We start from the raw sequence: 17,945 nt of genomic DNA on the forward strand, positions 1-17,945 counted from the left end.
GCACCGGTGGGGTGCCCGTCACTCCTGAATGCGTTCTGCGATCGCGTCGAGGTCGATCTCGTGGGTGGGCGCCACATCGTCGTTCACGTTGGCCGGCAGGGACGGGCGGATGACCGTGCCGTCCGCGCGCACCGTGCCGTGGTAGGCCGTGGCGTCCGGTGCACCGGCAAGGCGGGGTCCCTGCCCATCCAGAGCCACGGTGAGCGGCTGCAGCTGCGTGAGCGAGAATCTCTCCCCGCGCACCTCGACCGAGAGCCCCGGCCCCTCCTCGATCGTGAACGTCACGTCCTCGGGCCGCACCGTGACCTTCACCCGCGTTCCGCGTTGACTGAGCCGGAACGTGAGAGAGTCCCAGCCGTCAGGGAGACGCGGGTCGAACTTGAGGACGTCGTTCTGGTCCCGGAAGCCGCCGAAGCCGTACACGAGCGCAGACCACACACCACCAGTCGAGGCGACATGCACGCCGTCGGAGGCGTTCGAGTGCAGGTCTCCCAGGTCGACGTACAGGCTGTCCCAGAAGTAGCGCAGGGCGAGTTCGTTGTAGCCCACCTCCGCCGCGATGATGGACTGGACCACACCCGACAGCGTCGAGTCCCCCGTGGTGATCGGATCGTAGTAGTCGAAATCCGCCTTCTTCTGCTCCGCCGTGAAGTCTTCACCTTGCAGGAACAGCGCAAGCACCACGTCCGCCTGCTTGAGGACCTGGAAACGGTAGATCACCAGCGGGTGGAAGTGCAGCAACAGCGGGCGCTTCTCGGCCGGCGTCTTCGCAAGATCCCAGACTTCGCGCTCGTTGAACAGCGCGTCCTGCGGGTGGATGCCGAGCTGCTCGTCCCACAGAATCGCCATGCCGTCCGCGGCGCGCTCCCACTCCTGAATCTCCTGCTCGGAGACCTCGAGTCGGGACACCAGGCGCGAGAACTGGTCGGGCCAGCGATCCTGGAGCTTGCGCACGCTCTCGGCCGCGCATCGCAGATTGAAGCGCGCCATCACGTTCGTGTACAGGTTGTCGTTGACGACCGTGGTGTACTCGTCCGGCCCCGTCACGCCGTGGATGCGGAATGACTCCCCGTTTCCGGCCACCCGGCGCCAGAACCCGAGATCCGCCCACATCCGTGCGGTCTGAACCAGGATGTCGATGCCTTCACGCGCCAGGAAGTCGTCGTCTCCGGTGGCGCGCACATACTTGTCGATCGCATAGGCGATGTCGGCATCGATGTGATACTGCGCGGTGCCCGCCGCGTAGTAGGCCGAGGCCTCCTCGCCGTTGATCGTGCGCCACGGGAACAGTGCACCGTTCTGCGCCAGCTCGCCCGCGCGCCTCTCCGCAGCCCCGAGCATGCGGTACCGGTACCGCAGCGCGTTCCGTGCGATCACCGGGGACGTGTAGGTGAAGAAGGGCAGGGCATAGATCTCGGAGTCCCAGAAGTAGTGACCGCCGTAGCCCGACCCGGTGACCCCCTTGGCGGGGATGCCGTGACCGTCGCCGCGTGCGGCCGCCTGGGCCAGCTGGAACAGGTTCCACCGCACGGCCTGCTGGACGCCGTCGTGACCCTCGATCTCCACGTCGGAGCGATTCCAGAAGTCGGCGAGCCACTGGCGCTGGTCCTCGAATTGGGTGCTGATGCCCTCGGACCGCACCCGATCGAGGGTGCGGTTGCAGCGGTCGGCGAGTTCACGCGCGGGCACCGCACGGGACGTGTGATAGCTGACGACCTTGGTGAGAGAGAAGGTCTGGCCAGGCTTGGCGCGGGCCCGGAACACGTGCTTGGCGTAGTCCTGCTCCACCTCGGTGACGCGGTCGTAGTCGTCCTCGAAGTCGACCCAGTGCTCCATCGCCGTCGCGAGAGTCATGCCCGAGCTGGCCGCCTGGTACCCGAGGACCACGCGGTCGCCCTCCGCGTGGTGCAGGCGTGGCTCGAGGACGCGCGTCTCAAGGCGCTCCGCCTTGCGCGGGTCCGCAATGACATCAGGGGACGGATTGGCGCGGTACTCGTCGAGACCGGCCTGGCGGTTGAGAAGCTGGGACGAGATGGCGATGGGCGCCTCTTCGTCGAGCAGCGTGACCTCGAACGTCATCAGCGCGAGGTGGCGCTGCGCGAAGGACACCATCCGCTTGGAGCGCACTCGCACGCGGTTGCCCGATGGCGTGCGCCACAGCAGGTCGCGGGACAGCACCCCGTCGCGCATGTCGAGGACGCGCGAATAACTGACCAGGTCCGCGACGGACAGCAGCAGCGGCTCGTCGTTGACATAGAGGCGGATGATCTTGGGGTCGGGCACGTTGACGATGGTCTGCCCGGTGCGCGCGAAGCCGTAGGCCTCCTCCGCGTGCAGAATCTTCCACGTCTCGTGGAAGCCGTTGATGAACGTGCCGTGGGCATGAGCATCGTGCCCGTCCTCAACGTTTCCGCGGAGCCCCAAGTAGCCGTTGCCCACCGCGAAGAGCGTCTCCGTGACGCCGATGTCCTTGCGGGAGAACTCGGTCTCCACCAGGCGCCATGGGTCGACCGGGAATCGGAGCCGGTCCATGTAGTCCGGAGCGCTGGTGTCGCCGAACGGGCGGTGCGCAGCCTTCACTGTCCGATCAGCTCCTCGAGGTCGTCCACCACGATGTCCGCTCCATTGTCGATCAGGGCGTCCGCTCCCGCGCCGCGGTCCACTCCGACCACGAGACCGAAGTCACCGGCCGCCCCTGCCTGGACGCCCGACAACGCGTCCTCGACGACCACGGAGACCTCGTCCGCAACCCCGAGCCGCCGCGCCGCGAGGGAGAACATGTCGGGCGCGGGCTTTCCGGCGATGCCTTCGGCCGCGACCACGTTGCCGTCGACGACCACGTCGAACCGGGGCGCGAGACCCGCGGCCGCGAGGACGGCGGGCGCATTGCGCGAGCTGGATACGACGGCCATGGGGACGCCGAGAGCCTCGAGGTGATCCATGAGCGCCACCGAGCCCGGGTACGCGTCGACGCCATCGTCGTGGAGGATCGCCTCGAAGGCGTCGTTCTTGACGTTGCCGACTCCGCAGATGGTCTCGGTGCCAGGGGCGTCCGAGGGAGACCCCTCGGGCAGCACGACGCCGCGCGAGGCCAGGCAGGCCCGCACCCCGTCGTACCGGGGCTTGCCGTCGACGTAGGCGAAGTAGTCGTCGTCGGTGTACTCCGGAGTGATCCCGTGGGCCGTGAAGTAGTCCGTGAACATGCGATTCCACGCCTTCATGTGCACCTCGGCGGTGGGCGTCAGCACGCCGTCGAGGTCGAACAGTGCCGCGCCGAAGCGGCGGTCGTCCCATTGTGGGATGGCCCAGGCAGTGTGCATCGTGGTCACAGGTCCTCCCTCATGCGTTCCTCGGGTGTGATGGCGCGCAGGCAAGGCGGAAGGCCTGCCACCGGCACTCTCGATAGTAGTGACGGTGGCGGGGGGTCTGTCCAGATACCGGCCGACAGGACGCCCGAGCCGTCGCGGTCACTGCCGCGTGTGAAAGCGCTGCTGAGCGGATTCGAGGCCGTCGGTGAGGATCGCCTCCACCGCATCGGCCGCCTCGTCGATCAGCACCGGCAGCTCCTTGCGCTCGGTCGACGCGAACGGCTTGAGCACGTACGCCGCGGGATCCATGCGGCCTGGCGGGCGGCCGATGCCCACGCGCACCCGCACATAGTCAGGGGTGCCCAGCGCCTTCGTCACGTCCTTGAGCCCGTTGTGCCCACCGGCGCCACCGCCACGCTTGAGTCGCAGCGACCCGAACGGGATGTCGAGTTCGTCGTGCACGACGATCACCGCGTCCGGCTCGACCGAGTGGTATTTCGCGAGCGACGAGACCGGCCCACCGCTGATGTTCATGTACGACATCGGGACGCCGAGCACCACCGGCATGCCGGCAAGCCGCACCGTCGCCGTCCGCGTGCGCGTCTTCTTGTGAACCGAGAGCGATGCGGAGCCCCGGCGTGCGAGCTCGTCCACGACCATCTGTCCCACGTTGTGACGCGTGGCGGCGTACTCCTCGCCTGGATTGCCCAGGCCGATCACGAGCGCGCTCATGGTCTCCCCCGGCTGCCTGCCCTGGACGCGAAACGCCCGCCACCAGGGGCGGCGGGCGTCTCGCATATCAGGGTCGTTACTTGTCGTCGCCCGACGGGGACTCGGACGGGCCGTCGCCGTCCTCGGTGCCCGGCACCACGTCGCCCTCGGGAGCATCGGCCGTCTCGTCCTCCTCGGACACGCGAGGCACCGAGATGTGCACGATCAGCTGCTCGGGGTCGCCCGCGAGCTCGGATCCCTGCGGGAGGGTGATGTCGCCGGCCAGGACCTTGTCGCCCTCTTCCAGGCCCTCGATCGACACGGTGATGTACTCGGGCAGGTGCGTCGCCTCGGCAAGGATCTCGAGGGAGTTGATCTCGACCACGTGGATGGTGCCGGGAGCGGACTCGCCCTCGAGGTGCACGGGCACATCGACGGTGATCTTCTCGCCCTTCTTGACGATGAGCAGATCCACGTGGACGATCTCGCGCTTGATCGGGTCGCGCTGGACATCCTTCGCGATCGCGAGGGTCTTCTTGCCGTCGATGTCGATGTTCAGCAGCGCGTTCGGGTTCTTGAGCGCCATCATCGTGTCGTGGCCCGGCAGAACGATGTGGTCGGGTGCCGTGCCGTGGCCGTAGAGCACGGCGGGGATCTTGTCGTTGGCGCGAATGCGGCGGGCGAAGCCCTTGCCGAACTCGGTACGGTGCTCGGCAGCGAGCGTCAGCGTGTCAGCCATGGGGGGTCTCTCCTCGGGATCGGTCAGATGCGGCGCCAGGGCAAGGCAGGCCAACAGAGGCATCTGCCGCGTCGATCACGGAGAGCCCGGAGGCCTCCCTCGCCGAGGAACCCGCTCATCATACCCGAGCGCGCCAGCGCGCGGCGCGTGGGATGGGAGCCGATGCGCTCCGGGGCCGTGCACGCCAGGCGAGCCCGCTCCACGCACGCTCGTGGGGAATGCTGACCGCGCCGAACGGCGTTGGTGCCAGCATGAGCAATACACACGCATCCAGTGCACGCAGCGGCACGTCCGGCGACGCTTGGGAGAAGGCGGCCCGCGCGGGCTACGCCGTCTCAGGCCTCCTCCACATCGTGCTGGGAGTGCTCATCGCGCGCATCGCCTTCGGCAGCGGCCAAGAGGCGGACCAGTCCTCTGCGCTGTCCAGCATCAGCGAGAACGCGTTCGGGGGCGTGGTGCTGTGGTTCGCCGTCGCGGCCTTCGTGGCGCTCGGCACATGGCAGGCAGCCGATGCGTTGCGCGGCTCAGACAAGTCCGACCGAGTGAAGTCGGCCGCCAAGGCCGTGCTGTACGTGGCGCTGGCCTTCACCGCCGGATCGGTGGCGATGGGGTCCGGCGGCGGTTCCAACGGGGACTCGCAGGCGCAGGGCTTCGCTGGGACCCTCATGGAGGCCCCTGCGGGTCGCGCGCTGGTCGGCGCCGTCGGGCTCGGGATCATCGCGGGCGCCGCATTCCACGTCTACAAGGGCTGGACGCAGAAGTTCCGCGAGGACCTGCGCCCCACTCCCGGATCAGAGTTGTCTACGGCCGTCACCGCCGCGGGCACCGTGGGCTACATCGCCAAGGGCATCGCGCTGGGAGTGGTCGGCGTCCTCTTCGCCTTCGCAGCCGTCACCGCGGACCCCGACAAGGCGCAGGGCATCGACGGCGCGGTGGAGAGCCTGCTGGGTGCGCCCGCAGGGCAGCTGATCGTGGTGCTGGTGGGCGTGGGCTTCGCCGCCTACGGCCTCTACTCATTCGCCCGGGCGCGCTACGCGCGCATGTGAGGCGACGATGATCGGAAACGGACCTGGCACGATTGCGCCCACGTCGAGAATCGTGGGCCGCTCCCTTCTCACGCGCGTCCTGGTGCCCACGGCTGCGCTGTGGATCGCCGTGGTCGGCGCCGGGTTCCTCGTCGTCGACGTGCTCGCTCTCGATGAGTATGCGATCAATGCGGCGTTCGAGGACGCCCGCACTCCAGCGCTCAACGACGTCTCGGCCGTCGTGTCGCGGCTGGGGGACACGGAGGTGCTCATCGCCACATGTCTCCTGGTCGCGGCCTTCATCTGGTGGCAGTCGCGTCAATGGTGGTTCGGCATGGTGCCCGTGCTGGCTCTCGGACTCCAGGCGATCGTCTTCATGACCTCGTCGATCGTGGTGGGGCGCTCGCGACCGGAGGTCGAGCCGCTCAGCCACGCGCCGCCCACCTCGAGCTTCCCGAGCGGTCACACGGGTGCGACCGCCGCCGCCTACCTGGCGTTCGCCCTCTGCGCGTCGCGCATCCGCCACATGGGTCTGCGCGTCACCATTCAGGTGGTCTGCGTGGTGATGCCCGTCGCGATGGCCGTGTCGCGGGTCTACCGCGGCATGCACCACCCGACGGACGTGGTGATGGGACTCGTCGTTGGCACGACGTGCGCCCTCATCGCCTGGAACTGGCTCCCCATGCGCGATGCTGCGGAGCGCGCGGTCGAGGCGACGGCCACGGACACGAAGGGTTGACGGCTAGACGTTGCCCTGGAACAGGCTCGTCACCGAGCCGTCGTCGAACACCTCTCGCACGGCGCGTGCGATGAGCGGCGCGATCGACAGCACGGTCAGCTTGTCGAACTGCTTCTCTTCGGCGATCGGCAGGGTGTCGGTGACCACGACCTCGGAGATCTGCGAGTCCCGCAGCCGCTCCATGGCGGGCCCAGACAGGAGCCCGTGAGTCGAGGCCACGATCACGTCCTTGGCGCCGTTCTCGAACAGCGCCTCGGCCGCCTGAACGATCGTGCCGCCGGTGTCGATCATGTCGTCGACGAGCACGCAGGTCCGACCCTTGACCTGGCCCACGAGCTCGTGGACCTTCACCTGGTTCGGCACGGACGGGTCGCGACGCTTGTGAATGATCGCGAGCGGGGCACCCAGGTGGTCCGACCACTGGTCGGCGAGCCGCACCCGCCCCGCGTCAGGAGACACGATGGTGAGGTTGTCCGGCGAGACCCTGGTGCGCACATACTGCGCGAGCAGCGGCATCGCCCACAGGTGGTCGACGGGACCGTCGAAGAATCCCTGAATCTGCGCCGTGTGCAGGTCGATCGACATGATGCGGTCGGCGCCGGCGGTCTTGAACAGATCCGCCATGAGGCGGGCCGAGATGGGCTCGCGGCCCTTGTGCTTCTTGTCCTGGCGCGCGTAGCCGTAGCAGGGAATGACCACGGTGATCTGCTTGGCCGAGGCGCGCTTGAGCGCGTCCACCATGATCAGCTGCTCCATGATCGCCTCGTTGATGGGCGCCGCGTGGGACTGGATCACGAACGCATCGGCCCCGCGCACGCTCTCACCGAAGCGGACGTACAGTTCGCCGTTCGCGAAGGTGTACGCGGTGGTCGGGAGGAGCTCGATTTCGAGGTCACGCGCGACGGCCGTCGCGAGGTCCGGGTGCGCACGGCCTCCCGCCACCACCATCCGTCGCTCACTCGCGTGCGAGATCTCTGCGCTCATGCGTCTCCCTTGGAGTCGTCGGCCTTCGCGGCCGGTGAAGTCGACGATAGCCCGTCGGCGTTGTCCTCAGCATCTGCTGCCCGCTTGGCCGCCTCGGCCGACGTCGTGCCAGCGCGACGTCGCGCCACCCAGCCTTCGACCGTCTGCTGCGGAGACGAGTTGATGGCGAGCGCGCCTGCGGGCACGTCGTGGCGCACCGTCGTGCCGGCGCCCGTGTAGGCGCCGTCGCCGATGGTGAGCGGGGCGATCAAGGTGTTGTCGGAACCGATCCGCACGTGCGATCCGACGGTGGTGCGGTGCTTGTTCACGCCGTCGTAGTTCACGAAAATGGTGCCGGCACCCACGTTCGTGCCCTCGCCGATCTCCGCGTCGCCTACGTAGCTGAGGTGGGGCACCTTCGCGTCCGGGCCGATCACCGCGTTCTTGACGCCCACGAACTCCCCGACCTTGCCGCCCTCGCCCACGACCGTGCCGGGGCGGAGGTGGGAGAACGGACCGACGGTGGCACTCGCACCGATCTGGGCGCGCTCGGCGTGGGTGCGCACGACGACGGCGCCGGGACCCACCAGCACGTCGGTGAGCGTGCAGTCGGGACCGACGGTCGCGCCCGTAGCGATCTCCGTCTGCCCGTGGAGCTGCGTGCCGGGAAGGATCGTCGAATCGGCGGCGAGCGTCGCATCCGCATCGATCCAGGTCGTGGCGGGGTCGACGATGCTGACGCCCTCGCGCATCCACCGCTGGAGGATCCGGTCGTTGAGAGCCTTGCCCGCAGCCGCGAGCTGGACTCGATCGTTGACGCCCTCGGTCGCCTTGGCATCGGGGGCCACGAAGGCGTGCACGTGCCCACCTTCTCCCCGGGCGATCGCGATCACGTCAGTGAGGTACATCTCGCCCTGCGAGTTGTCCTGCCCCAGGCGCGCGAGCGCGTCGCGCAGCACCGCCGCCTCGAAAACGTAGATGCCCGCGTTGATCTCGGTGATGGCGCGCTGCTCGGCGCTCGCATCCTTGTGCTCGACGATCTCCACCACCTCGTCGGTGTCCGTGTCGCGCACCACCCGTCCGTAGCCGGTGGGGTCGTCCACGCGTGCGGTGAGCAGCGTCACGGCGGAGCCGGACTCGTCGTGCGCGTCGACCAGCGCGCCAAGGAGCTCGCCGTCGACCAGGGGGACGTCGCCGCTGGTGACGACCACGGCGCCATCGAGCTGAGTGTCGAGCACCGAGGAGTCTCCCACCTCGCCGCTGGCGACGCGCGCGGCGACGGCGGTGGCGTCAAGGGTCGAGAGTCCGCAGTAGACAGCGCGGCCAGTGCCAGGGATCTCGTCCTGGTCCGCCAGGAGCGCGTGCGGCGCGATCTCACGGATGTGCGCCGCGACGCGTTCGCGGTCATGCCGGACGACGACGGCCACCCGGTGCGGCTCCAGTGCGGCGGCGGCCGTGAGCGCATGGCCCACCAGCGAGCGCCCGGCAATGGAGTGGAGCACCTTGGGAGTGGCCGACTTCATGCGGGTGCCTGCGCCGGCGGCGAGGATCATCACGGCGGCGGGTCGCGTGCGGCTCACCGGGCTCCCTTCTGCTGCCCCTCGCGGGGCGATCAACTGCTGCGGGCACCACTCTACCGGCGGCCGGGCGGTCCGTCCCACGCGCATCGGCCGTCGCCTTTGCCCGTCCCTCCGTGAACCACGAACCTCCTGTGTCCGCGACACGCCGGAAGAGGCACCGTCTCGGCCCCGTGCACGGGGTGTCGCACGGAAGAGTGGTTCGCAGTGAAAGCGGGCCCACTGCTGGAGGGCCGATGCACGGGTGGGGCAGTGCTCCGCCCACAGGATTCGAACCTGTACTCCAAGGCTCCAAAGGCCTGAGTGCTGCCATTACACCAGGGCGGAACAGGGGGCTCGCGCCCCCGGGTGGCCCAGTCTGCCAGGATTCGCGGCACACTGGGGACGTGACAGACGTCCCCAGGAAGGCTCCCCGCGCCCGCATGACCGCCCGTGAGCGCCGCGAGCAGCTGCTCGCCGTCGCCCGCACACTATTCGCGGAGCGCGGCTTCGAAGGCACCTCGGTGGAGGAGATTGCGGCTCGCGCCGACGTCTCCAAGCCGGTGGTCTACGAACACTTCGGCGGCAAGGAGGGCGTCTACGCCGTCATCGTCGATCGCGAGGTCCAGGCGCTGCTGGGGTCGCTCACCGGGGCGCTCGACGAGCGTGGCCACCCTCGCCAGTTGGTGGAGCGCGCGGCGATGGCGCTGCTCGACTACATCGAGTCCTCGCCCGATGGCTTCCGCATGCTCGTGCGCGACTCCCCTGTCGCCCAGGGCACCGGGACGTTCTCGTCACTGATCGGCGACGTGGCCGCGCAGGTGGAGCACCTGCTCGCGCACCAGTTCTCGAAGCGGGGACTCGACCCGTCGAGCGCTCCCATCTACTCGCAGATGCTGGTGGGCATGGTCGCGCTCACGGGTCAGCACTGGGCCGAGGTGCGCGAGCCGTCCAAGGACGAGGTCGCCGCCCACCTGGTGAATCTCGCGTGGAACGGGCTGAGCAACTTCGAGAGCGTGCACATGGAAGACGCCGGCCGCACCCCTCCCGTCGGCTGACGGCGGCACGTCGGGCGCGCCCGACTCCCCGGCCCTATTGTCAGTGGTGTCACTCTCCCCACGACAGGTCAGGAGCCACACCATGATCAAGGGATTCAAGGACTTCATCGCACGCGGCAACGTCATCGACCTCGCGGTCGCGTTCGTCATCGGCGCCGCCTTCGCGACGGTCATCAGCGCGATCGTCGACGGCGTGATCACGCCGCTGATCGCCGCGATCTTCGGCGAGCCGGACCTGACGAGCGTCGCCACATTCGAGGTCAACGGCGCCGTCTTCAGCCTCGGCCTCGTGCTGGACGCGCTCTTCAACTTCCTGGCCGTCGGAGCCGCGATCTACTTCCTGGTGGTGGTGCCGCTCAACAAGCTCGCCGAGCGCCGCAAGCGGGGCGAGGCGGCTCCCGACGAGCCCGTCAGCCCCACCGAGATCCAGCTGCTCACCGAGATCCGCGACTCGTTGGCGTCTCGCCCGCGCGACTAGTCCACCGCTGCGCGCTGGAGGGACATGGGTGCAGGATTCACGCCGGATCCTGCACCCATGTCCCTCTGGCGCACCGGCGAGTGGCGGCTAGGTCACCAACACCGCACCGGGCGCGGGCCCGGAGGCGGCGACCACGGCATCGGCCGTGTCGGACACCGTGAGGTGTGCCGCGATCGCGAGCGCGTGCTGACGCGACCGCGCGAGCGCGGCGACGGTGGGGCCTGAGCCAGACACCATCACGCCGAGGGCGTCCGCCTCGAGGGCGGCGTCCATCACGCGCTGCAGGTGCGGGGCGAGCGACAGCGCCGCGGGCTGCAGGTCGTTGACGAGCGCGTCACCCAACGCCTGCGCGTTCCCCGCGACGAGCGCCACCATGATGGCATCGCTGATGGCCGGGTCGACGGCTTCGCGCTCGCCGTCGGCCACCATGCGATCGAACTCTCGATAGACCTCGGCCGTCGAAAGGCCCCGCGCCTGCGTCGCGAGCACCCAATGGAACCGGCCACGGGACATGGCGGGCGTGATGTCGTCGCCGCGACCGAGGCCCACCGCGGTGTGGCCGTGCAGCACGAACGGCACATCCGCCCCGAGACCAGCGGCGATCTCGTCCAGCTGGGCTCGCGACACCCCGAGGTCCCAGACCTCGGCACAGGCCACCAGAGCGGCCGCCGCATCGGCGCTGCCGCCCGCCATCCCGCCGGCGACCGGCACTCCCTTGAGGATCTCGAGGTCGACGCCCTCGCCTACGCCGAAGGCTTCCCGGAGAGCCAGCGCGGCACGCGCGGCGATGTTCGTGGCATCGAGCGGCACCGCCGTCACATCCACGTCCGCACCCCGGGCGGCTCCTACGGAGAGCACGATCGCGTCGTCCTCGCGCGGGGTCGCCGTCACCGTCTCGTAGAGGTCGACCGCCTGGAACACCGTGGCCAGCGGGTGGTATCCGTCGTCCTGGACCGGCCCCACGGACAACTGGAGGTTGACCTTGCCTGGCGCGCGAACGGTGACGGAGCGGGTCATGCCTCCACCATGTCAGAGGTGGGCGGCTCAGTGGCAGCCAACGCCTCGGCGATGCGGGCGAACGCCACGATGTCCAGCTGCTCCCCTCGCGTGAGCGGCTCGATCCCCACCGAGCGCAGCGCCGCCTCTGCGGCGGCCGCGGACCCGGCGATGCCGGAGAGCGCGCCGCGCAGACCCTTGCGTCGCTGAGCGAACGCCGCGTCGATCACGGCGAAGACCTCTCTGCGGGTCGCCGTGGTCTCCGGCGGCTCCCGCCGCTCGATGAGCACCAGCGCGCTGTCGACGCGGGGCACGGGCCAGAACACGGCGCGGCCCACCCCACCGGCCCGTCGGGTGGCGCCGTACCAGGCGGCCTTCGCGGAGGGGATCCCGTACGTTCGCGAGCCGGGCGGGGCCGCGAGCCGGTCGGCGACCTCCGACTGCACCATCACCAGCACCCGCACGATCGACGGGAAGTGCTCCAGCAGGTGAAGGATCACCGGCACGGACACGTTGTAGGGCAGATTCGCGACGAGAGCGGTCGGCGGCGCAGGGAGGTCGGTCACCGTCAGGGCATCGGCCTGCAGCACGCTCAATCGCGCGGATTCGGCCGATGCGCGTTCGGCGACGGTGCGCGGCAGCGCCTCGGCGAGGATCGGGTCGATCTCGACGGCGGTGACCGTCGCGCCCGTCTCGAGCAGCGCGAGGGTCAAGGAGCCGAGGCCGGGACCGACCTCGACTACGTGGTCCTCCGGCCCCAGCGCGGCGATGCGGGCGATGCGCCGCACCGTGCCGGAGTCGACGACGAAGTTCTGTCCCCACTTCTTGGCGGGGGAGGTGCCGAGGCTCTCGGCGAGGGTGCGAATGTCAGACGGGCCGAGCAGGTCCGCCACGGGCTAGTACCAGCCGCGGGACTGGGCGTGACCCCAGGCGCCACAGGGCGTGCCGTACCGGTTCTTGACGTAGCCCAGGCCCCACTTGATCTGAGTGGCGGGGTTGGTGCGCCAGTCGGAACCGACCGAGGCCATCTTCGAGCCCGGCAGCGACTGCGGGATGCCGTAGGCGCCGGAGGATGAGTTCTGTGCCGTGTGGCGCCAGTTGGACTCCTTGGTGAACAGCGCGTTGAGGCAGTTCCACTCCGCTCCGGTCCATCCCCACTGAGCGGCCAGTTCGCGGCCGAGCGCACGGTTGGCGCCGGCGTTGGACGCGGTCGGCACGGACAGCGCGCCCACGGACACGACCTCGTCGACCGGCTCCTGCACGACCACGCGCATGTCCTCGTCGCGCTCGATCTCGACGCCATCCTTGAGCGTCACCGTGTAGCTGACGAGAGCGGTGCCCTCCTTGCCCTCGGTGACGACGGTGGTGGTGCCCTCGAACTCGCTGAAGTCCTTCTCCTCGACCGACCCGTGGTCGAGTTCGACCTCCTCGGTGCGCACCACGACCTCGAGATCTGCGGCCTCGGCGGAGACCGGGGCGACTGACTCGCTGGCGACCGTCTGCGTCGCAGAGGCGTCTTCGTCCGCCGCCCACGCGTTCACGCCGACGGAGGCGAAGGAGCCGACAGCGAAGGCTCCGAGAGCGAGGGTTGCGGCGGCGGCGTGGGTGCGGCGCATGCGGACGGCGGTGCGCTCGCGGCGTTCGCGGCGTCCGCCCTCGGCGGGCGTCGTGCGTCGATAGCTCACAGGAGAGAAGGTCCTTTCATACGCGCGCGTCGCGTGCGTTACCAGACTGTTATCTCACATCCGAGTACTCAGATGCCAGCCGGGCAGCCACAGAATCGTTCCAGAACAGTGCCAAACTCGCATTTCTACCAGGGGCCATACAGTTCATGCGAGGTGTCCCACACGACCGCGCAGACGTCCTCTACAGGCCGTTCGTGCAGGCGCGCGATGGCGCGGACGGTGTGGGCCGCGAGGGCGGGCGAGTTGGGCGCGCCCCGGTGCGGGTGCGGAGTCAGGAACGGCGCGTCCGTCTCGATGAGGATCCGCGACAGCGGAGTGACGGCGGCGGCGGCCTGGAGCAGGGTGGCGTTCGTGAAGGTGACGGTGCCCGCGAAGCTCAGGTACCACCCGCGGTCCGCACACAGTCGCGCCATCGCCGCGTCGCCGGAGAAGCAGTGGAAGACGGTGGTCTCGGGCGCACCGTCGCTCATCAAGACGTCGATCACGTCCGCGTGCGCGTCGCGATCGTGGATCTGCAGCGGCTTGTCGAGCTCCTTGGCCAGCGCGATGTGGTCACGGAACGCACGCAGCTGAGCGTCGCGCCCCTCAGGACCGGTGCGGAAGTAGTCCAGACCGGTCTCCCCCACCACCCGAATGCGCTCTCCGCGAGCCAACCGCGCGATCTCTGCGAACGCATCGTCATACTCGCCTCGCGATGCGAGCACCGCGGCGTCATTGGGGTGCAGCGCGACCCCGCCGAGCATCTGCGGAAAGCGCGCCACCGCATCGGCCGTCCACCGCGCCGACTCCAGGTCGCACCCGATCTGCACCACGCGGGTGACTCCGGCCGCCTCGGCCTCTGCCAGCCGGTCCTCGACCGATCGTGCCTCGTCCCCCGCCGGGAAGTCGAGGTGGCAGTGGTTGTCCACGATGGGCGCGGGCAGCGGTTCCGGCGCCGCCGGCCAGGCTCCGCGCCGCGTCACGCGTCGTCGGAACGCATGCGCTCGAGTTCCGTCTCGACGATGTCGTCGTCCAGCTTGGTGAAGATGGGCGACGGCGCCCCGATGGGCGTTCCCGGCGCGACGATGTGGCGGCCCCACGTGCCCTGCTGAGCCGAGTAGTCACCCTGGATGACCGGGTAGTGACGGTCCGGCAGATCGAGGTCCTCGACCTCGTTGAGCTGCGGCATGGGCGCGATGACGCCCTCGCCTCCCAGCGCCTCGTGCACCTGCTGCGCGCTGTGCGGCAGGAACGGCGCGAGCATGGTGTTCGCGTCCGACACGAGCTGAGCGGCCACGCCGAGCACGGTCTTCATGCGCTCGGGGTCCTCATTCTTGAGCTTCCAGGGTGCAGTGTCCGCGAGGTACTTGTTGGCGTCCCCGACGACGCGCATCGCCTCGGAGACGGCTTGGCGCTGGCGGTGGCCACGGACCAGCTCGCCGATCGGCGCGAATGCCGCCTCGGAGGCCGCGAGCGCGGCGCGATCGATGTCCTGCAGATCGTCGAGCGCGGGGATCGCACCCACGTTCTTATGCAGCAGCGTCGCCGTGCGGTTGACGAGGTTGCCCCAGCCGGCCACCAGCTCGTCGTTGGTGCGGCGCTTGAACTCCGCCCACGTGAAGTCCGCGTCGGAGGTCTCCGGGCCGGCGATGGCGATGAAGTAGCGAAGGGCATCGGGCTGGTAGCGCGACAGCATGTCGCGCACGTAGATGACGTGGCCGCGCGAGGAGGAGAACTTCGAGGACTCCATGGTGAGGAACTCGCTCGACACCACCTCGGTGGGCAGCTGCAGGTCGCCGAACTCCGACAGCGACCCGCCCTTGGCCCCGCGCCCGTTGGCGGCGAGCAGTTCGCCGGGCCAGATCTGCGAGTGGAAGGTGATGTTGTCCTTGCCCATGAAGTAGTAGGACAGTGCCTCAGGGTCGTTCCACCACTGACGCCAGGCGTCGGGCTCGCCCTCGCGTCGCGCCCACTCGATCGAGGCGCTCAGGTATCCGATGACGGCATCGAACCACACATAGAGGCGCTTGTTGGGGTTGCCCTCCCAGCCCTCGAGCGGCACCGGGATGCCCCAGTCGATGTCGCGCGTCATCGCGCGCGGCCGCACGTCCGCCAACAGGTTCTTGGAGAAGTTGAGGACGTTGGGGCGCCAGCCGCTGCGCGATCCCAGCCACTCCGACAACTGCTCGGAGACCGCGGGCAGGTCGAGGAAGAAGTGCTCGGTCTCGACGAACTTGGGGGTCTCGCCGTTGATGCGGCTGACGGGGTTCTTGAGGTCGACCGGGTCCAGCTGGTTGCCGCAGCTGTCGCACTGGTCGCCGCGCGCGCCGTCGTACCCGCAGATGGGGCACGTGCCCTCGATGTACCGGTCGGGCAAGGTGCGGCCGGTGGACGGCGAGATCGCGCCCCGCGTGGTCTGCTCGATCATGTAGCCGTTGGAGTGAACGGCCTTGAACATCGCCTGAGCGACCTGGTAGTGGTTGCCCGTGGTGGTGCGGGTGAACAGGTCGTAGCTGAGACCGAGCGACACCAGGTCCTCGACGATCACCCGGTTGTAGCGGTCCGCGAGCTCCAGCGCGCTCACGCCCTCGCCCTCGGCCTGCACCAGGATGGGCGTCCCGTGCTCGTCCGTGCCCGACACCATCAGCACGTCCTCGCCAGCCATGCGCATGTACCGGCTGAACACGTCGGAGGGCACGCCGAAGCCGGCCACGTGGCCGATGTGGCGCGGACCGTTGGCATACGGCCATGCGACTGCAGAGAGGATGTGAGACATGGCGCCCATCCTAGTGACCGCTCGATGCGCCCGATGCGGGGGCTGAGGTGAGCGCGCTACCCGTACTCGGGGGCGGGGTCGAGCGAGAAGAACTCCTCCATCGTCGCGATTCCACGCTCGCGCATCTCGGTCGCGAGCTCGACTCCCACGTACCGGAGGTGCCACGGCTCGTGCTTGTATCCCGTGACCTCCTCGGCCCCTGGCGGGTATCGCACGATGAACCCGTACTCGTGACCGTGCGCGACGACCCACTCGCCGGCAGGCTCGTCCGCGAAGCAGGCTTTGAGCCGGCACCCGAGGCTCCCGAAGACATCGACGGCGAAGCCCGACTGATGCTCGGAGTGTCCCGGCCGCGCCGAGAACCTGTCCGCCCGAGCCCTGCCCCACCGCGAGACGTACTCGGAGTAGATCGACCGCTGAGACCCGTAGGCGCGGTAGCCGGAGCCCACCGAGATGGCGACGCCCGCATCGGCCGCAGCCGCGCGCATGGCCGCGAGCGCTAGCGACGCCTCAGGGACCATGGGGGCACCACCGTCCGAGTCCAGCTCGGGCGGCACCCACGTCAGCGGATCGATGGCGCGCGACTTGTTCACCACCACCCATGGAGAGGCCGGGTCGTCCAGGGAGTGCAGGTCCAGGTCGAGGCCGGGAGAGACCGACACCCGCGGGAGCGGCTCGATGGTCTCACCGTCCGGAGCGGTGATGGGTGCGACGGAGGTCGAGGCTCCCCCAGCTGCGGCGCCGCCGGGATCGGCAGACGCCGCGGGCCCGGACCGCAGCCCCAGCGCCCCAAGATCGGACGGAATCACTCCAGTGGCGGCGACGCCCATCCCGGCCGCGGCTCCGGCGAGCACGACCAGCGCGGTCAGCGCGAAGGAGGGACGGGTCCTGACCGCACGTGGGTTCGCCCGGACCGGCCGCTTCCTGTCACGCACCGCTGGCGCCTTCGGCGCGCGCCGACAGCACTGCCGCGTAGAGCTCCCGGCGGGGCACTCCCCCGGTGGCGGCGAGGTCGGCGACCGCATCCTTTGCGCGCTCCCCGGCGACGACTCGCGCGAGAGCCTCGGCCACCAGCTCCTCCATCGAGGCGGCACGCGCCGGACGTCCCGCGACGGTGACGACGATCTCTCCTCGTGGCGCTTCAGCGAGTGCCCACGCTGCGAGTTCCGCGAGCGAGCCCCGTCGGGTCTCCTCGTACGTCTTGGTCAGCTCGCGCGAGACGGCCGCGCGACGGTCGTGTCCCCAGTGCTCCGCCATCGCGGCGAGCGACTCCGCGAGCCGGTGCGGCGCCTCAAAGAACACCATGGTGCGCGGCTCCGAGGTCAGGGCCGCGAGTGACCGGGCCCGCTCCCCGGCCTTGCGGGGGAGGAAGCCTTCGAAGCAGAAGCGGTCCGTGGGAAGCCCCGAGAGTGCGAGCGCGGTGAGCACCGCACTCGGCCCCGGCAGCACCGTCACGTCGACGCCGCCGGCAGCCGCCGCCTCGACCACCCGGAATCCGGGGTCGGACACCGTGGGCATGCCCGCATCGGACACCACCAGCACCGCTGCGCCGTCGCGCGCCCGGTCGATGAGCATCACCGCACGGTCCGCCTCGTTGTGGTCGTGCACCGCCACGAGCTCGGCGGTCAACTCGACACCGAGCCTGCGCGCCAGGTCGCGCAGACGCCTGGTGTCCTCGGCCGCGATCAGGTCGGCGTGGGCGATCGCGTCCCGCAATCGCGCCGAGGCATCGTCGGGATTGCCGATGGGCGTCGCCGCGAGAACGATGCGTCCGGTCATGGCTCCAGAGTCCCACAGCGCGTGCCTTGCGCCCGCGCCCGCCGCCGCTCGCCGGCATCACCGAGAGTCCGGGGGCGGCTCGGCGCGGCGAGGGAGGCGGCCCCGTGAATGCGCGGCCCGCCCTCGCGATGTGGCGAATTATTGCGCAGCGCC

The 17,945-nt window shown here is 69.5% G+C and carries 17 protein-coding genes and 1 tRNA gene; 4 read left to right on the top strand and 14 right to left on the bottom strand.

The features are described from left to right. Nucleotides 1-18: 18 nt before the first annotated feature. The 4 genes from AOP72_RS10630 to AOP72_RS10645 form a co-directional block, all read right to left on the bottom strand. Complete coding sequence (locus tag AOP72_RS10630; protein WP_062137189.1) at nt 19-2,532, bottom strand: glycoside hydrolase family 65 protein; 2,514 nt, start codon at nt 2,530-2,532, stop codon at nt 19-21. Between the two features lie 44 nt (nt 2,533-2,576). After that, nucleotides 2,577-3,320, bottom strand: coding sequence for an HAD family hydrolase (locus AOP72_RS10635; protein WP_062137192.1), 744 nt, complete (start codon nt 3,318-3,320; stop codon nt 2,577-2,579). Between the two features lie 147 nt (nt 3,321-3,467). Then, complete coding sequence (gene pth / locus AOP72_RS10640) at nt 3,468-4,040, bottom strand: aminoacyl-tRNA hydrolase (RefSeq protein ID WP_062136110.1); 573 nt, start codon at nt 4,038-4,040, stop codon at nt 3,468-3,470. A gap of 76 nt (nt 4,041-4,116) precedes the next feature. Next, nucleotides 4,117-4,758, bottom strand: coding sequence for a 50S ribosomal protein L25/general stress protein Ctc (locus tag AOP72_RS10645; RefSeq protein WP_062136112.1), 642 nt, complete (start codon nt 4,756-4,758; stop codon nt 4,117-4,119). A 251-nt stretch (nt 4,759-5,009) separates the two neighbouring features. Here AOP72_RS10645 and AOP72_RS10650 point away from each other — a divergent pair, with 251 nt between their 5' ends. Together AOP72_RS10650 and AOP72_RS10655 are read left to right on the top strand one after the other, a co-directional pair. Then, nucleotides 5,010-5,804, top strand: a complete 795-nt coding sequence (locus AOP72_RS10650) for a DUF1206 domain-containing protein (protein ID WP_062137195.1) — start codon at nt 5,010-5,012, stop codon at nt 5,802-5,804. A gap of 7 nt (nt 5,805-5,811) precedes the next feature. Beyond that, nucleotides 5,812-6,522, top strand: a complete 711-nt coding sequence (locus AOP72_RS10655; protein ID WP_084631713.1) for a phosphatase PAP2 family protein — start codon at nt 5,812-5,814, stop codon at nt 6,520-6,522. Nucleotides 6,523-6,525: 3 nt separating this feature from the next. Here the strand turns inward: AOP72_RS10655 and AOP72_RS10660 are convergent, their stop codons facing one another. From AOP72_RS10660 to AOP72_RS10670, 3 genes are all read right to left on the bottom strand, one after another. After that, nucleotides 6,526-7,506, bottom strand: a complete 981-nt coding sequence (locus AOP72_RS10660; protein ID WP_062136115.1) for a ribose-phosphate diphosphokinase — start codon at nt 7,504-7,506, stop codon at nt 6,526-6,528. After that, nucleotides 7,503-9,065 carry a bifunctional UDP-N-acetylglucosamine diphosphorylase/glucosamine-1-phosphate N-acetyltransferase GlmU gene (gene glmU, locus AOP72_RS10665; RefSeq protein ID WP_193746407.1) on the bottom strand — a complete coding sequence of 521 codons (1,563 nt, stop codon included), beginning with the start codon at nt 9,063-9,065 and terminating at the stop codon, nt 7,503-7,505. Before glmU ends, AOP72_RS10660 begins: the two co-directional genes overlap by 4 nt. A 252-nt stretch (nt 9,066-9,317) precedes the next feature. Continuing rightward, nucleotides 9,318-9,389: transfer RNA gene (locus AOP72_RS10670), tRNA-Gln, on the bottom strand. Between the two features lie 95 nt (nt 9,390-9,484). Here AOP72_RS10670 and AOP72_RS10675 point away from each other — a divergent pair. Both AOP72_RS10675 and mscL read left to right on the top strand, forming a co-directional pair. Continuing rightward, the gene (locus AOP72_RS10675) at nt 9,485-10,099 is read left to right on the top strand and encodes a TetR/AcrR family transcriptional regulator (RefSeq protein ID WP_062136118.1); all 615 of its coding nucleotides are present in this window, start codon (nt 9,485-9,487) and stop codon (nt 10,097-10,099) included. 82 nt (nt 10,100-10,181) lie between these two features. Further along, entirely contained in the window at nt 10,182-10,577 is a 396-nt protein-coding gene (gene mscL, locus AOP72_RS10680) for a large conductance mechanosensitive channel protein MscL (protein WP_193746408.1), read from the top strand. A gap of 87 nt (nt 10,578-10,664) precedes the next feature. Here mscL and AOP72_RS10685 read toward each other — a convergent pair whose 3' ends face one another. The 7 genes from AOP72_RS10685 to rsmI form a co-directional block, all read right to left on the bottom strand. Then, on the bottom strand, nt 10,665-11,594 hold the full coding sequence (locus AOP72_RS10685) for a 4-(cytidine 5'-diphospho)-2-C-methyl-D-erythritol kinase (protein ID WP_062136121.1): 930 nt from the start codon (nt 11,592-11,594) through the stop codon (nt 10,665-10,667). Continuing rightward, the gene (gene rsmA, locus AOP72_RS10690; RefSeq protein WP_062136124.1) at nt 11,591-12,466 is read right to left on the bottom strand and encodes a 16S rRNA (adenine(1518)-N(6)/adenine(1519)-N(6))-dimethyltransferase RsmA; all 876 of its coding nucleotides are present in this window, start codon (nt 12,464-12,466) and stop codon (nt 11,591-11,593) included. The genes AOP72_RS10685 and rsmA overlap by 4 nt, the downstream gene beginning before the upstream one ends. Nucleotides 12,467-12,469: 3 nt before the next feature. Further along, entirely contained in the window at nt 12,470-13,258 is a 789-nt protein-coding gene (locus AOP72_RS10695) for a G5 domain-containing protein (RefSeq protein ID WP_062136127.1), read from the bottom strand. 125 nt (nt 13,259-13,383) lie between these two features. Beyond that, a complete protein-coding gene (locus AOP72_RS10700) occupies nt 13,384-14,220 on the bottom strand; it encodes a TatD family hydrolase (RefSeq protein ID WP_062136129.1) in 837 nt (278 codons plus the stop codon). Further along, nucleotides 14,217-16,013, bottom strand: a complete 1,797-nt coding sequence (gene metG, locus AOP72_RS10705) for a methionine--tRNA ligase (RefSeq protein ID WP_062137204.1) — start codon at nt 16,011-16,013, stop codon at nt 14,217-14,219. The genes AOP72_RS10700 and metG overlap by 4 nt, the downstream gene beginning before the upstream one ends. A gap of 56 nt (nt 16,014-16,069) precedes the next feature. After that, the gene (locus AOP72_RS10710) at nt 16,070-16,948 is read right to left on the bottom strand and encodes a M15 family metallopeptidase (RefSeq protein WP_062136131.1); all 879 of its coding nucleotides are present in this window, start codon (nt 16,946-16,948) and stop codon (nt 16,070-16,072) included. Continuing rightward, nucleotides 16,941-17,792 (bottom strand): 16S rRNA (cytidine(1402)-2'-O)-methyltransferase, encoded by an 852-nt coding sequence (gene rsmI, locus AOP72_RS10715; protein WP_062136135.1) that lies wholly within the window; start codon nt 17,790-17,792, stop codon nt 16,941-16,943. Before rsmI ends, AOP72_RS10710 begins: the two co-directional genes overlap by 8 nt. Nucleotides 17,793-17,945: the final 153 nt, after the last annotated feature.

This window comes from Demequina aestuarii (assembly GCF_000975095.1).
In the GTDB taxonomy this organism is placed as follows: Bacteria; Actinomycetota; Actinomycetes; order Actinomycetales; family Demequinaceae; genus Demequina; species Demequina aestuarii.